This window comes from Dyadobacter sediminis, assembly GCF_005860765.1.
In the GTDB taxonomy this organism is placed as follows: Bacteria; Bacteroidota; Bacteroidia; order Cytophagales; family Spirosomataceae; genus Dyadobacter; species Dyadobacter sediminis.
In genome coordinates this window covers 1-15,240 of the sequence record NZ_VCEI01000032.1, presented here as the reverse complement: position 1 = coordinate 15,240, position 15,240 = coordinate 1, and the positions used below count along the sequence as shown (strand labels likewise).

At 43.7% G+C, this 15,240-nt stretch carries 12 protein-coding genes; 2 read left to right on the top strand and 10 right to left on the bottom strand.

Annotated elements, in window-relative coordinates:
* Nucleotides 1-199: 199 nt before the first annotated feature.
* Together FEM55_RS24200 and FEM55_RS24195 are read right to left on the bottom strand one after the other, a co-directional pair.
* Nucleotides 200-934 (bottom strand): LytR/AlgR family response regulator transcription factor, encoded by a 735-nt coding sequence (locus FEM55_RS24200; protein ID WP_138283936.1) that lies wholly within the window; start codon nt 932-934, stop codon nt 200-202.
* Nucleotides 931-2,001 carry a sensor histidine kinase gene (locus tag FEM55_RS24195; protein WP_138283933.1) on the bottom strand — a complete coding sequence of 357 codons (1,071 nt, stop codon included), beginning with the start codon at nt 1,999-2,001 and terminating at the stop codon, nt 931-933. The genes FEM55_RS24200 and FEM55_RS24195 overlap by 4 nt, the downstream gene beginning before the upstream one ends.
* Before the next feature lie 354 nt (nt 2,002-2,355).
* Between FEM55_RS24195 and FEM55_RS24190 the strand changes: the two genes are divergently transcribed.
* Nucleotides 2,356-5,262: a TonB-dependent receptor gene (locus FEM55_RS24190; protein ID WP_138283930.1), complete on the top strand. Its 2,907-nt coding sequence runs from the start codon at nt 2,356-2,358 to the stop codon at nt 5,260-5,262.
* Between the two features lie 66 nt (nt 5,263-5,328).
* Here FEM55_RS24190 and FEM55_RS24185 read toward each other — a convergent pair whose 3' ends face one another.
* The 8 genes from FEM55_RS24185 to FEM55_RS24150 all read right to left on the bottom strand — a co-directional run bounded on the left by FEM55_RS24185 (nt 5,329) and on the right by FEM55_RS24150 (nt 12,064).
* Complete coding sequence (locus FEM55_RS24185) at nt 5,329-5,823, bottom strand: hypothetical protein (RefSeq protein WP_138283927.1); 495 nt, start codon at nt 5,821-5,823, stop codon at nt 5,329-5,331.
* A gap of 82 nt (nt 5,824-5,905) precedes the next feature.
* The gene (hemC, locus tag FEM55_RS24180) at nt 5,906-6,838 is read right to left on the bottom strand and encodes a hydroxymethylbilane synthase (protein ID WP_138283925.1); all 933 of its coding nucleotides are present in this window, start codon (nt 6,836-6,838) and stop codon (nt 5,906-5,908) included.
* Between the two features lie 18 nt (nt 6,839-6,856).
* On the bottom strand, nt 6,857-7,759 hold the full coding sequence (gene rimK, locus FEM55_RS24175; protein WP_138283922.1) for a 30S ribosomal protein S6--L-glutamate ligase: 903 nt from the start codon (nt 7,757-7,759) through the stop codon (nt 6,857-6,859).
* Nucleotides 7,760-7,822: 63 nt separating this feature from the next.
* A complete protein-coding gene (locus tag FEM55_RS24170; RefSeq protein ID WP_138283920.1) occupies nt 7,823-8,260 on the bottom strand; it encodes an ATP-dependent zinc protease family protein in 438 nt (145 codons plus the stop codon).
* Entirely contained in the window at nt 8,260-9,375 is a 1,116-nt protein-coding gene (locus FEM55_RS24165; RefSeq protein ID WP_138283917.1) for a DNA polymerase III subunit, read from the bottom strand. Before FEM55_RS24165 ends, FEM55_RS24170 begins: the two co-directional genes overlap by 1 nt.
* Before the next feature lie 43 nt (nt 9,376-9,418).
* Entirely contained in the window at nt 9,419-10,612 is a 1,194-nt protein-coding gene (locus FEM55_RS24160) for a putative sugar nucleotidyl transferase (RefSeq protein ID WP_138283915.1), read from the bottom strand.
* 164 nt (nt 10,613-10,776) lie between these two features.
* Complete coding sequence (locus FEM55_RS24155; protein ID WP_138283913.1) at nt 10,777-11,031, bottom strand: type B 50S ribosomal protein L31; 255 nt, start codon at nt 11,029-11,031, stop codon at nt 10,777-10,779.
* A 121-nt stretch (nt 11,032-11,152) separates the two neighbouring features.
* Complete coding sequence (locus FEM55_RS24150) at nt 11,153-12,064, bottom strand: sugar phosphate isomerase/epimerase family protein (protein ID WP_138283910.1); 912 nt, start codon at nt 12,062-12,064, stop codon at nt 11,153-11,155.
* A gap of 458 nt (nt 12,065-12,522) precedes the next feature.
* Between FEM55_RS24150 and FEM55_RS24145 the strand changes: the two genes are divergently transcribed.
* Nucleotides 12,523-14,967, top strand: a complete 2,445-nt coding sequence (locus FEM55_RS24145; protein WP_138284126.1) for a ribonucleoside-diphosphate reductase subunit alpha — start codon at nt 12,523-12,525, stop codon at nt 14,965-14,967.
* Nucleotides 14,968-15,240 lie beyond the last annotated feature (273 nt).

The following is a 15,240-nucleotide window of genomic DNA, read 5'->3' as shown; positions in this document are numbered from 1 at the left end:
ATTGTTGTAATGGATTGTCATAGTTAGTCAAGGATTGTTAATTATAGTCATGGATTGTAAGCTATAACAATAAATGACTAACAATGACAATCCCTGACGACAAATGACAACTTCTTGACAATCCCTGACCACGAATGACAATAAAAGACAATCCCTGACTATAAGTGACAATACATGACTACACGTAACAATCCTGCAATTACATCCATTTGCTCAGAAACTGACTGAAACCTTCCTTGTACTGATCACTGACAGGAATGGTGATTGTCCCGATCTGAATCGTGTTTCTGGTTACCGCACTGATCTTGTCCAGATTTACAATAAAGGAACGGTGTACACGCATGAATTTGGAAACGGGCAGTTTTTCTTCAAGCGCTTTCAGGCTTGTGAGTGAAAGTACCGGTTTGGAATCGGATTTCAGATGGACTTTTACGTAGTCTTTAAGCCCTTCCATATAAAGAATATCGTCGTATGCGATGCGGAGCAACTGATATTCCACTTTCAGGAAAAGGTATTCGTCTTTGGGTTCCGCTGGGCCGGCCGACGAAGCTTTTTGCAGAAGTTCCACATACGCCTGCGCTCTGGACGCCGCACGCAGGAATTCTTCATAATTAAAGGGTTTCAGGAGATAGTCAAGTGCGTCCACTCGGAAGCCGTCCAGCGCATATTGGTTAAAGGCTGTTGTGAAAATGATTCTTGGGGCGCGCGTTCCTGATTTTTCAAGAATTCTTGCCAGTTCAATTCCTGTGAGATCCGGCATCTGAATATCCAGAAACAGAATATCGGCCTGCTGGTTCTGAATATACTGCAATGCTTCAACGGCACTGGAATAGCGGCCTTCAAGCGAGAGAAAAGGGGTTTTGTCAATAAAAGCACAAACAAGGCCCAGCGCAAGCGGCTCGTCATCCACCGCAATGCATTTTAGTATACTCATGCCGTTTCCAGTTCCAGATGTACTTCAAATTCTTTGTCTTCCTTGTTTTCAGTCACTTCGAGCTGATATTTTCCCGGATACAATAAATCCAGTCTCCGCTGTGTATTCACCAGCCCGATTCCGTTGCTTTCATCCAGAATGGCTCTTTTATCTGTAAACAAGGTATTTCTTACTTCTACATGAATCTTGTGATGATCCTGACGGATCTGAATGTCGATCCTGCTTGGCTGAACTGCGCTTACACCGTGTTTGAATGCATTTTCGATAAAAGGCAAAAACAACATGGGCGCAATGGAAACGTCATGAAGCGGACTGGGCGGATCCAGATGAACCGTAACTTTATCCGTAAGCCTCAGCTGCATCAGCTGAATGTAATCCTGTGCAAAAGCAATCTCCTGACTCAGTAAAACGGTTCCGTGCTGCGTTTCATACAATACGTAGCGCATCATGCGCGATAGCTTGTGCAATGCTTCCCGTGCCGCTTCCACGTCGATGACGGTGAGTGCGTAAATATTATTGAGCGTATTGAAAAAGAAATGCGGATTGATCTGCGCTTTCAAAAATGAAAGTTCTGAATTGATCTTTTCCTTTTCCAGATTCTGGCGGTATTGTTTGTCAAGCTGCGTGCTGCGTACGGCTGCTATACTCGTACTTAACCCGATAATCATCAAGGCAGTAAGCAATGCGAAATAATCAAGTTTGTCGTGCTGTTTCTTGTCACCGTTTGCTTCTCGCGCAATGCGGAAAGCGCGGTCCATTTGTTCGCCGTGATTGATAAGGATTTTGACCTGTTCAATGACGACTGCAAGCATGATTACTGACACGATATTCAGCAGAATGAAACGTACATATCTGTTTTTCGAAAGAAATCTTGGAAACCAGAAGTAGTAATTAAGGTAAAATATGGTGATCAGCAGCGCAAAAAGAACCGTTTGTTTTATCCAGAAAGACATCGGAAACTGAATTTGCCAGCTTAGCGGTTGCCACATCAGAAACATAACCAGAAAACTCCATCCTAAAAGATGCAGAACAAACGGAGGATATTTTTTAACGTTACGTGAGTTCATTGGGAATTTGTTAGTTTCAATGTGCTTAAACGCAGCATGCATTCACAATCTTACACGGAATATATCAAAGTGCCTAACCAAATCGATCAAAGGAACTCAAATACCGACTGATTAACTGCTGAAATCTATAAAGCTTATTTAGGAAAATGGCAGTATGGCATTTTGCGGCCTGACAAGATCTATAAGTACGCTTTGCCGTTATATTACTGATTCCAAAGATTACTTCGACATCTTAATCGTGTAGAATCACCCGTTGATCGGCACATCCGTCGTTTCTGTCTATTGTCTTTTCATATCACTTAAAATGGTGGTTATTTTGAAATTCGATAATTACATCATTAGAGACCAGAAACCATGCAACTCTTTTTACGAAACTCGCTCTTCATCATTTTTATTGGTTTTACGTCAACGGCTTATGCACAGTTTCCGGGCGGAGGCGGTGATTTCCAGCGCGGAGGCGAAAGACAACGGCAGACCGTAATTCCCGGAACGGCAGAAGATTCACCAAAAGGCAATGGAAAAATCCGGGGTATTCTGGTTGATTCCGTCAGCAAAAAACCCGTTGAATTTGCAGCGCTTGCATTGGTCGATATCAAAACAAACAATCCGATTGACGGAACGACAACGGATGAAAAAGGAGCATTTTCACTCGTCAAAGTGGCTTCCGGAAATTTCAAAATCCTGATTTCCTTCATCGGATATAAAACAAAAACCATTAATGACATTAAAATAGACCGCAAAACGGACCTTGATCTGGGTTCTGTTGTACTGAGTCCGGATGTAGTGCAGCTGAAAGAAGTGGAAGTAGTCGGAATGGCACAAATGGTGGAAGAAAAAGTAGACCGTCTGGTTTATAACGCCGAAAAGGACATTACAAGCAAAGGCGGCGACGCTTCCGATGTCATGAAAAAAGTGCCGATGCTTACAGTGGATCTTGACGGGAATGTTTCTCTGAGAGGAAGTTCCAACGTGCGGGTTCTGATCAATAACAAGCCTTCAACCATTATCGCCACGAGCGTAGCGGACGCTTTGAAGCAGATTCCTGCAGATATGATCAAATCGGTGGAAGTCATTACGTCTCCATCGGCCAAATACGATGCGGAAGGTTCTGCGGGGATTATCAATATTGTTACTAAAAAGAGCACCATTCAGGGCGGGACGCTGAATCTGGATACGGGTATAGGCAACAGAGGTTCCAACCTCGGCCTTCGAGGAAATTACCGGGTTGGAAAAATGGGATTCAGCCTGGGCGGTTTCGGAAGGTTCAATTACAACATGCCGGGCAAATATGAAAATCTTCAGGTTGGTAAACTGAACCCGTTCTCCATTCGCCAGACCAGCGATACGGACAATAAAATGGCTTTCGGTTCCTATAATTTCGGCTGGGATTATGAGATTGATTCCAAAACCTCGCTTTCTGCCGGCGTACGTTACGGAATGAGGAACATGAGAAATACACAGGAACTGTCTACATTCAATACGCAGAGCAGCGGCGCAACAACTACCAATTTCAGGGATGTAAGCACCAAAGATCTTTCCGGAACGTGGGATGTCAATGTGGATTATATCAAAACACTGAGCAAGCCGCAACAGGAACTGAGCATATCAACGCAGTACAGCCGTAACAACCGTACAAATGACTATGATGCCGATGTGTATTCATTGAATAACAATCAGTTGCGCGAACTGCTTGGAATACAGGGAAACAACAATTCCAGTCATAATCAGGAAAGTACAGTTCAGCTCGATTATCAGACGCCGATCAAGGATAATCAGTTGATTGAAGTAGGAGGTAAAGGAATTTTCCGTCAGGTGGTGAGTAACTTCGATTATTACAATACCATTACTACCCCGCAGGCGGCCAGTAACCTGAACTACGATCAGAATGTGGCAGCCGGTTATTTTTCCTATACTTATACGACCAAAAACAAATTTACGGTCAAGGCGGGATCAAGGTACGAGTATACGAGTATTGATGCCTCACAGGGAGAACAAGGCAATCTTAATATTCCGGCGTACAGCAATCTGGTTCCAAGCCTGAATCTTTCCAAAACATTTGCCAAAGGGCAGACATTCAAACTCGGCTACAACCGCCGTTTGCAGCGTCCCGGCATTCAATTCCTAAACCCTAACCGAAATGCAGCCAACCCGCTGAACGTCACCGTCGGCAATCCGCAGCTGAGACCGGAGCTTACGGATCAGGTGGAACTGGGAACCAGCTTTTTCAAAAATTCCCTTTATGTGAATGTTTCCACGTTTGCCCGTTTTACAAACAATTCGATCGAGAGCATCCGTACAACGAGCGAACAAGGTGTAATCACCACAACTTATGGCAACATCGGTTCCAAAAAGAATTATGGTGTCAATGTATTCGGAAATATGACATTTTTCAAGAAATGGCAGGTTGGCGGCGGATTTGACGCATACTATGCAGATCTTTCCAACAACAGCCCCGATCCTTCTTTATCCGCTTCAAACACCGGTTTTGTCGTAAGCGGCCGTTTCAGAACAAGTCTTACGATCCGGAATGGCTGGGGATTGCAGGGCGGCGGATTTATCAGAGGACGGGATGTTCAGTTGCAGGGAAGCCAGGCCGGTTTCCGTATGTATGACCTGGGGATCAAGAAAGATTTTACCAACAAGCGCGGAAGCATCGGTTTCGGAATGGAAAATTTCCTGGCTCCTTCTTTCAAAATGAAAACCAGCCTGGAATCCAGCACCTTTACACAGACGAACACCAATTATTTGTTCAACAGAGGTTTCAGAATTAATTTCTCTTACCGTTTGGGTAAAATGACATTTGTGGAGCAGAAAACACGCCGAAGAAAATCCGTTAACAATGATGACCAGAAAAGCGAAAGCGGCGGAATGGATGCCGGCGGTGGCGGAGGTGCACAAAATGCTCAGCCTGCCATTACAGTACCGGCAGTAAGGCCCGGAGCTCCGGCAATGGCACCAAGAACCGACGGAGCAGGAAGGCCGACAACGCCAATGCAGCAAGGAATGCAAGGTGTAAGAACGGATTCAACTGTAACACCAAACGCAACTTTTACGCCGGACTCTACAGCAAGACCAGCTATTGTTCCAGCAACTCCGGATTCGACTGCAAAGCCGGCCGTTATTCCTGCAATGCCGGATTCGACTGCCCGTCCAGACAGCACAGCAAAACCGGCATTGCCAGTCACACCCGTAAAGCCGGATTCAACGGCACTTCCGGTAAAACCGGCTACGCCTGCGGATTCATTGCCAAAAAGAAACTAAAACATCAATATTCCTAAAAACCTGTAACCAGAAAGCCCGGCAATAAAATGCCGGGCTTTTCTTGTTTTACTCTATCTTTTCGAATTCCATAAATTCTTGATGCAGCTGTGGGTTGTTTTCTTTTATGCTCAAATCCCGAAACGACAGCGAAGCAATCAATGTATTAGTTTGAACAGTACCATTTCCAGCTATTTTATAACTACCCTTTCCGTCTTTCAGGAATTCTGGATCTTCAAAATCTGAGTCTATTTTTAAGACAGAACCGGATGTTTCCAATCCTAATACCAAGACATTTTTTAAAATACGGCTTGTAATTTTAGGTTTCTTGCTGTTAAGATCCGCTGTTAGGTTTTCTTTAACGTCAACATGGCTATCATCAATCTTGGTTATCGTCCATATGCGTGACTCATTTCGTCTGGCTGATTCATCCGGTGTTAGTTGGTACTTGCCAACTAGTGCTTTCATGTCTGGCTTAGGCGCCACATCATGAGATTTATCGGATGAGCATGCAGAAACCAATCCAGCTATTAAAAAGTAAATTAAATAAGTGATCTTTTTCATCGCAGTATATTTATGGTTATCTGCAATGATATGAACTCTTTACTTTACATTTCTACTGCGTTGACCAAGTGGCGATGTTCATTTATCTAACGGGTATTTGCTCTCTAATTTCTTTCAATATCCTTTCAGCGCCTGCTTCCAGTAATTCATCCGCCAATGCCGTTCCCAGTTCTTCAGGAAATTGAGAAGATCCGGTTTGCGTTTTCCGGATCAATTCTTTGCCATCCAGGCTGATGATTCCGCCAGTTATATCAATTTGCTCGCCGTCCAGCGTGGCCATACCAAAAACCGGAATGCTGCATCCGCCCTGAAGACGTTTCAGAAATGCCCTTTCCGTACGCAGACAGGTTTCGGTATGTTTATCATTCAGCAGTTCTTTCAGTATGGATTTTTTTTCTTCGGATAAGTCAACAGCGCATTCAATGGCAACGCTGCCTTGTCCTACGGCCGGTGTAAATTCGTCCAGCAAAAGATGTTCGGCAATTTTATCGTCGTATTCCATTCGGTGAACGCCGGCGTAAGCAAGCAGCAATGCATTGCAGTGGCCTTCATTCAGTTTTCTCAGGCGCGTCTGCAGATTTCCCCGCATGTCCACAATTTGAATATGCGGATAAAAATGTTTTAAAACGGCAATCCTTCTCGTCGATGAAGTTCCGACAACAAATACTTCTCCGCTTTTCAAAGAAAGATTCGTGTCAAAACTGACCAGCACGTCATTGGCTTTCTCTCTTTCCGTATAAGCAATAATTTCAAAGGCTTCATCCAGCTGTGACTGCAAGTCCTTGGCGCTGTGTACGGCTATATCAATGCTGCCGTTTTTCAGCTGATCTTCCAGTTCCTGTGTAAAAACGCCTTTGCTGCCGATTTTGGACAAGGATCGGTTAAGGATTTTATCTCCTTTTGTTTCAATAATGACGATTTCGGTTTCTATTCCGCCTTTTTGTAACTGCGCCTCAACATAATGTGCCTGCCAAAGAGCCAGTTTACTTCCGCGTGTTCCTATTTTTATATGCATGATTCAAAACTTTTTACGTCAGACACCTACGGTATCATTCTCGTCTGTAACAATTTTATCTTCAATATAAGCAACAATAAGTGCTGCAATATCAATCCCGCTGACCTCTTCAATTCCTCTTAAACCCGGTGAAGAATTCACTTCCATGACCAACGGGCCCCGGTCGGACTGAAGCATATCCACGCCTGCTATTTTTATTCCCAATGCTTTGGCCGCAGAAATCGCCGTATGTTCTTCTTCCGGCGTCAGCTCGATCATGTAACCTTCTCCGCCGCGATGCAGATTGGAGCGGAAATCGCCTTCTGCGCCTTGGCGTTTCATGGCTGCAACGACTTTATTTCCAATTACAAATGCCCGTATGTCCGCGCTTTTTGATTCTGCAATGTATTCCTGTATCAGGAAATTTGCTCTTAATCCGTAAAATGCTTCGATTGTGGATTTCGCAGCTTTAATGGTTTCTGCCAGAACAACGCCTACGCCCTGCGTTCCTTCCAGCAGTTTGATAATGACCGGCGGGCCGCCCACCATATGGATCAGTTCATTTACTTGCGAAGGGTTCTTGGCAAATACCGTTTTAGGAATATCAACGCCGGATTTCGCCAGCACCTGCATGCTCCGCAATTTGTCCCTCGAACGCAGAATCGCCTGCGATTTTACGGTTGTAAATATTTTCATCAGTTCCATCTGACGCACAACAGCGCAGCCGAAAGCAGTTACGGAAGTTCCGATCCTGGGAATAACCGCATCGATTCCGGTGATCGGTTTTCCTTTGTATACAACGCTGGGTTTTCCGCCTTCAATCATTACAAAACATTTTATATGGTCAATAACGACTGCCTGATGGCCTCTTTGTTTAATTGCCTCCACCAAACGCCTTGTGGAATAAAGGTCTGGATTAGTGGATAATACGGCGATTTTCATATAAGCTCTGAATAATGGAAATGCGTGGAAGGCAAAAGCAGTAAATCTGCCATTTTAATAAATTTATTTAGAATGCTTTTTAGCCGAAAGATCTTGCTGCGAGACATCGATGATAAAACGGTTTTTCAGGAATTTTCTTCCGAGAAGTACCGGATACCTCATTTTGCGGCGATTGGCGAGTGAAAATTCAGCCCGTATCTTTTTTCCGAAAATTCGAATGCCGGTTTTGATCACATACCGTTTTTCCTCTTTTCCGAAAGAATTGCGGATGACTGTTTCCTTAAAATCGGTAACAGAAAACAATTGCTGCGGCGCTCCTTTCCGGGTATCCAGATAAAAATGCAGCTTTACAGTTTCTCCTTCTTTGACCAGTTTCACTCTCGAACAATGAATGGCAGAAGTGGCCGCACCGGAATCGATACGCACAGGCACTTCATTCCAGCCAAGGTCAGGAAAGTCCACAACGTCCGTAGCTCCGATTGTTTCAAGAGGATTTTTCATCAGCGTTGAAAGAATTGAGCAACGATAAGCGACAAGTCAAGAAAAACCATTTTGGCCCTTACATTTCGCTCAACATGATAATAGGAAAGATTTACTTCTTCAATCATTCTTTCAAGTGCTTCAAAGCTGACCGTTTTGGAAAAATTCTGAACGAAAGTAAGTTCTTCCTGCGGAACACGCAATAATTCGCCCGCACCCGCGCGCCAGACGAGCATATCCCTGAAAAGCCGCAGCCCGTATTCCAGCAATCCTTTCTGCCTTTCCTTGTTCATGACGTCAAAATTATCCGCAAGTTTGACAAGATGTGAAATGTCGTATTTGTAACACGAGCGCATCCATGTGGCAAACCAGCCGGAACGATCATCTTCGGTTTCCTGAACAAGTTTCAAGGCTTCGGAAAGATTTCCGTCGCACAAGTATGCGATCTGGGTTGCTGTTGTTTCATTTACATGTTGCCATTTCAGGAAAGTACGGACTTCATCGTCGGAAAATGCCGGAACTGCGATGCGCTGCGTACGTGAAATAATGGTAGTCAGCAGTTTGTCCGACTGATCGCTGACGAGCAGAAACAAAGTTTTTGCAGGCGGCTCTTCCAGGATTTTCAAAATGGCATTGGCTGACGACGCATTCATGATATCCGGTTTCCAGATCAGCAGAATCTTGTATTCGCCTTCGTACGCCTTAACCGAGAGTTTTCCGAGAATACCGCGTGCTTCTTCTACTGAAATATTGCCTTGCTTGTTTTCCGAACCAATAAAATCCAGCCATTCGGGAAGTATGCGGTATGGATTTTCTATCAGGAATGAACGCCATAAATTTAAAAAAGCCTCACTGTTTTTGCCGTCCGCTTTTTTGGAAGCGGCAACCGGAAAGATAAAATGGAAATCGGGATGGATCAGTTTGCCCATTTTGGAGCATGAAGCACAAACGCCGCATGCATCCGCCTCATTCCGGTTTTCACAGTTTATGTAAGTGGCAAATGCAAGGGCCAAAGCCAGGCCGGCTCCGCCGGGAGCAGAATCAAAAAGTTGGGCGTGAGCAAGATGACTGGTATTTACCGAGCGCCTCAACGTGGATTTTATATGTTCAAGTCCCGGAATATCTTTAAAAAGCACGATTTGGTTAGATTAGTCTTTTATAGATCAACGCAGCAGCCAGTCAGAATATCCGTTGATTTCGGGTTTGTTCAAAAACGGACTGCAAAATATCTTCATCTTCTTTCTTCAAATCAATTCCCCGCCGGATTGCGGTATCTTTTGCAACGGCAAGCGCTTTTTCAAACCGGTATTCCGAAGTTCCTTCCACATGGCCGCCCCACGAAAAGGAAGGCGTATGCTTGGCCTGAAACCCGGAACCGAAAACATTCACGCTTACGCCGACAACCGTTCCGGTGTTGAACATCGTGGAAATTCCGGCTTTGGAATAATCGCCCATCATCAAACCGCAGAAAGTCAGGCCGGTGTCAGCAAGCGAGCCGGAAGCATAACTATGCAGTTTTACATTGCTATGGTCATTTTTCAGGTTTGAATTATTTGTATTTGCACCCAGATTACACCATTCGCCCAAAACTGAATTTCCCAAATAGCCGTCGTGGCCTTTATTGCTGTAACCAAAAATGACACAATTACTTACTTCGCCACCAACCTTGCAGAATGGCCCGATGCTTGTATTCGGCCGTATTTTGGCACCTTGCGCAAGCACAGAACTTTCGCCAATCGCAAACGGACCCTGAATAAGCGATCCTTCCTGAATCAACGCATTGCGTCCGATGTAAACGGGGCCGTTTTCCGCATTGATCACGGCTGCTTTGATCACGGCTCCGCTTTCAATGAAAATCTGGTCCGGATTATAACAATGCGTAAAAGGATCAGTAACCGGTTCAGACTGTTTTCCTGCTGTAATTCTTTCAAAATCAGCTTTTATCTGTGCGCCATTAAGTGCAAATATATCCCATACATTTCTAATGAGTGTAAATGGTTCGGTATAAGTCACCGTATTCATTTGTCCGTATTCATTGGAAGGCTGCCAGTCGGCGGAACTTCTTGCTGCAAGTATTTCACCCTTTTCCGAAAGCAGAACTGTATGCAATGCAAGATCCTGAATTGCTGCGACCAGCTTTTCATCCGGGCATAAACCGCCGTTAATAAAAAGATTGTCATCGGAAGCATTCATTGGAAATTTTGCGTTTAGATACGGTGCCGTCTGGAAAGAAGCAGCCGTTTGCAGCCAATCATTCCACTTTTCGAAAATTCTTTCAATTCCGCAGCGGATTGCTGCAACCGGACGTGTGTATGTAAATGGTAAAAGCTGCGTACGAATTACGGGATCGTCAAACAGAATGGTATGGAGCATGTTTTATACAAGTATGTGCAGCCAAAGTTCGCCCATTTTTCGGACAGGACAAAAAAAGAAGCAGTCTCCTGTGACTTTTATCAGGAGACTGCTTCTTGTAATTATTTTCAAACGGATCAGCCAAGGAGTTCTTAATTAAAATAACTTCAGGCTGAAAAGAAGATTTACGCTTCTTTTTGTTGTCCGTAACGTTTTCTGAATTTATCAACACGTCCGGCTGTATCCACAAGTACGTTTTTACCTGTATAAAATGGATGTGACTGAGAAGAAACCTCAACTTTGTACACCGGATATGATTTGCCATCCTCCATAGTAACAGTTTCATTGGTTTCTATTGTAGAGCGCGTTATGAACTTATAGTCGCTTGATAAATCCCAGAAAACTACTTCTCTATAATTGGGATGAATATCTTTTTTCATTGGTATATGGTATTATGTGTTTCGATACAATTTTCAAAAAGGATTGCAAAAGTAAAAATTCTAATTGTGTAAACCAAGTAAAAGAAGGCTATCTTTTTTGATGTTAACAGGATACGGCGGTTTACACTTCACTAAGCTGCTGTTTAAGCACTTCTATGCCTTTTCTTGCTTCTTTTTCAAAATCGGTATAAACAAAGCATTCTATGGACAATCCGCCTTTGTAATTTATTTTTTTCAATGCGCCGAGATAAGGCCGGAAATCATCCCCTTTTACGCCCGGTGGCGTGCGGTTTTCTTTTTCCGCAATGTGACAATGAACAATATGCTTGCCGTATTTCACGATTTCATCCGGCGATTCGTCTTCTTTGAGCATGTGATAAATATCGCATAACAGTTTCACTTTCGGGCTTTTTACGGCTTCCACGATTTCAACGCCTTCGGCCAGGCTATTGATGAAATTGGTTTCGCCGCGGTTCAAAGGTTCAATGGCAACCGTAACGCCGTACTTTTCAGCAAGCGGCGCCATTTTCCGGGTGAGTTCAATATGCTGCGCCTTTGCCTTGTTGCGGTCGTATCCTTCGGGAATTACGCGGGAACCGCCGCTTCCGAATACAACATATTGTGAGCCGCATTCCTTTGCGCGTTTCAGTACAAGTTCCGTGCGCTGCAGAATGGCTTCGTGATTGGCGTCGGGACCAAGTGTTTTCAGGCTTCCGGGCAGCAGGATTACATACGATTTGATCGGGAAGTTTTCGGATCGCAGCAGTTCCAGATTTTTCGCATACTGCACGTCTCCGTCGGCAGGAATCAGAAAACCGGCGACCGATTCCTCTATATAACTGCATCCGGATTCCCGAAGGAAATCAGCTTTGTCGTAAGCGGCAAAAACGCCCAGTTGCAAGGAATAAAGCGGGTCCGGTTTTTGTGTTGTCAGAACCTGAGCGAATGTTGGGCCGGCAGCCAGACCGGCAACCATGCCGGCACTCTTTTTTACAAAATCCCTTCTTGAAGAAACAGCAGTTTTTTTATCCATAACATTGAAATATTGACACGTTTTTTTATAATAATACCGGCAGTTGAAATAGCAGGTTTTGCAACTAAAAATCTTCTCTGAAAAATAAAGTTTACAAAAAAAATTTTTCAGCAACATTTTTTTTCATTCTAACTAGTTGAACAATAGATAATAATGTTAAAATTTTAATCAGAAAAATTAGGTTGTTACTGAAAAAAGTTTACAAATTTTAATGCTGAAAAAAGTTAAAATTATTTTTTGTGATCAATTTAGAGATACTGTATTCGTAATCGGCTAGCTATAAGAATCTTACTTGAAAGTTAATTTGCATTATCCCTATAACACAAAATTTGCCTCCGGAATGAAGGTTGCGATTCATGTTAATTTAATGTTATTTCAAGAGATTTTAAGGCTTCACGAACTTGAAATTTCAATAGTATACATCACTTACTTCCTTTAAACAATCTACTTATATGTCAATGTATGTAATAAAGCGTGACGGCCGCCGCGAATCTGTAAAATTCGATAAGGTGACGGCACGCATAGAGAAACTGAGCTACGGGCTTGATATCAACTATATTCAGCCGATTGAAGTGGCGAAGAAAGTTGTGTCGGGCATTTACGACGGCGTTACGACTGCCGAACTGGATAATCTGGCTGCGGAAACTGCGGCTTCCATGACCACGAAACATCCGGATTACGCCATTCTTGCTGCCCGTGTTGCAATATCGAATCTCCATAAAAATACATTGAAGTCGTTTTCAGCTACGATGAAGCGGCTTTACACGTATGTAGATTCCAAAACGGGGGAAAATGCGTCACTGATTTCAAAGGAAGTATATGATGTAATCCGTCAGCATGCTTCTCTGCTTGATTCTACTATTATTTATGACCGTGATTATGCCTATGATTATTTTGGTTATAAAACACTTGAAAAATCTTATTTACTGAAAGTAGACGGTAAAATCGTAGAAAGACCCCAGCACATGCTCATGCGGGTTGCTGTCGGAATTCATCAGGACGATATTCAGGCTGCGATTGAAACGTATCATTTGCTTTCGGAAAAATGGTTTACACACGCAACGCCAACTTTATTCAATGCAGGAACTCCGAAGCCGCAAATGTCTTCGTGCTTTTTGCTGACGATGAAAGAAGACAGCATCAACGGAATTTACGATACGCTTAAAAACTGTGCGTTGATTTCACAGTCGGCCGGCGGAATCGGACTCAGCATTCATGACGTGCGTGCAACGGGTACTTATATTAAAGGTACGAATGGACAATCGAACGGTATTGTTCCGATGCTTCGTGTATTTAACGATACCGCAAGATATGTGGATCAGGGCGGTGGAAAGCGCAAAGGTTCTTTTGCTATTTATATGGAACCCTGGCATTCGGACATTTTTGATTTTCTTGATCTTAAAAAGAATCACGGAAAAGAAGAGCAGCGTGCCCGCGATCTTTTCTATGCGTTGTGGATTCCGGATTTGTTTATGAAGCGTGTGGAGGCAAACGATACGTGGTCATTATTCTGTCCGCACGAATGCCCCGGCCTTTCGGATACGCACAGTGAAGAATTTGAAAAACTATATGAAAGATACGAGCTGGAAGGCAAAGCACGTAAAACGATAAAAGCGCAGGATTTGTGGTTTGCAATCATGGAATCGCAGATTGAAACGGGTACTCCTTATATGTTGTACAAGGATCATGCAAACAGCAAATCAAACCAGCAAAATCTGGGAACGATCAAATCATCCAACCTTTGTACCGAAATTATCGAGTATACAGCGCCGGACGAAGTTGCGGTTTGTAACCTTGCTTCTATTGCATTGCCAAAGTTCGTTGAACAAGGTGCGGACGGATACATGCGTTTTGACCATAAAAAATTGTATGAAATTACAAAGGTCATCACACGCAACCTGAACAAAATCATCGATCTGAATTATTATCCGGTACCGGAAGCAGAAAAAAGCAACAAAAGACACCGGCCAATCGGAATCGGTGTGCAGGGACTTGCGGATGCATTTTGCATGATGCGCATGCCATTCGACTCGGATGAGGCGCGCCAGCTGAACAAAGATGTGTTTGAAACGATTTACTATGGCTCCATGGAAGCGTCCATGGAACTGGCCATGCAACACGGTCCTTACGAGACTTGGGCGGGAAGTCCTATTTCAAAGGGAATTTTCCAGTTTGATATGTGGGGTGTCACGCCTGGAAGCAATCGCTGGGACTGGAGCAAGCTGAGAAAAGAAGTAATTCAGTACGGTGTTCGTAATTCCCTGTTGCTTGCGCCGATGCCGACAGCTTCAACAAGCCAGATACTGGGGAACAATGAATGTTTCGAGCCATTTACATCCAATATCTACGTAAGACGCGTTCTTTCGGGTGAATTCGTGGTTGTCAACAAGTATTTGCTCAAAGATCTTGTGAGACTGGGTCTCTGGAATGAAGAGATGAAAAATAACCTTGTCCGTGCAAGCGGCTCGGTGCAGCCGATTCCGAATATTCCTCAGAACATCAAGGATCTTTATAAAACGGCATGGGAAATCAAGCAACGGAGTTTGCTGGACATGTCAGCGGATCGTGGCGCATTCATTTGCCAGTCCCAGTCGCTGAATATCTTTATGGAAGAAGCGAATTTTGGTAAACTTACTTCCATGCACTTTTATGCGTGGAAAAAAGGACTTAAAACCGGCATGTATTATTTGAGGACCAGAGCGGCTTCCGACCCGGTTCAGTTTACTGTAAGCAAGCAGGCAGAAGTTTTGCTGGAGCCAGCAACCGCTGTTGTAACGGAGAAAGAGTTAAATTATGTTCAGTATGCGGAAGAGCATGCAAAGCCTGTTGCGCCAAGAGACAATAAGGCGGATATGCAATGCTCGCTGGACGATCCGGAAGGCTGCGAAGCATGCGGTTCGTAAATAGATCAATAGATTCTATAAAAGGATCCTTGCTTCGGCAAGGGTCCTTTTTGTGTTTTTGGACTCAGAAAGGATTTTATATAAATGCGGTTTGGGGCGTTTTGATGGGGTTAATGGTGAGGAAAGATTGTTTTAAAAAATTTCAGAAAACTTTTCCGTTAAATAAATGTGATTATCAACGGGTTAGGAAATATCTTGAAAAAAGTTCAGCAATATTTTGGTTCTGCACTTGCGTATAAAAGGTTAAAGTTGCACTTTTGCACTCCCAATCGG

Coding starts and splice junctions, on each gene's coding strand:
- FEM55_RS24200 (WP_138283936.1), bottom strand. CDS start 934: ATGAGTATACTAAAATGCATTGCGGTGGATGACGAGCCGCTTGCGCTG.
- FEM55_RS24195 (WP_138283933.1), bottom strand. CDS start 2,001: ATGAACTCACGTAACGTTAAAAAATATCCTCCGTTTGTTCTGCATCTT.
- FEM55_RS24190 (WP_138283930.1), top strand. CDS start 2,356: ATGCAACTCTTTTTACGAAACTCGCTCTTCATCATTTTTATTGGTTTT.
- FEM55_RS24185 (WP_138283927.1), bottom strand. CDS start 5,823: ATGAAAAAGATCACTTATTTAATTTACTTTTTAATAGCTGGATTGGTT.
- hemC (WP_138283925.1), bottom strand. CDS start 6,838: ATGCATATAAAAATAGGAACACGCGGAAGTAAACTGGCTCTTTGGCAG.
- rimK (WP_138283922.1), bottom strand. CDS start 7,759: ATGAAAATCGCCGTATTATCCACTAATCCAGACCTTTATTCCACAAGG.
- FEM55_RS24170 (WP_138283920.1), bottom strand. CDS start 8,260: ATGAAAAATCCTCTTGAAACAATCGGAGCTACGGACGTTGTGGACTTT.
- FEM55_RS24160 (WP_138283915.1), bottom strand. CDS start 10,612: ATGCTCCATACCATTCTGTTTGACGATCCCGTAATTCGTACGCAGCTT.
- FEM55_RS24155 (WP_138283913.1), bottom strand. CDS start 11,031: ATGAAAAAAGATATTCATCCCAATTATAGAGAAGTAGTTTTCTGGGAT.
- FEM55_RS24150 (WP_138283910.1), bottom strand. CDS start 12,064: ATGGATAAAAAAACTGCTGTTTCTTCAAGAAGGGATTTTGTAAAAAAG.
- FEM55_RS24145 (WP_138284126.1), top strand. CDS start 12,523: ATGTATGTAATAAAGCGTGACGGCCGCCGCGAATCTGTAAAATTCGAT.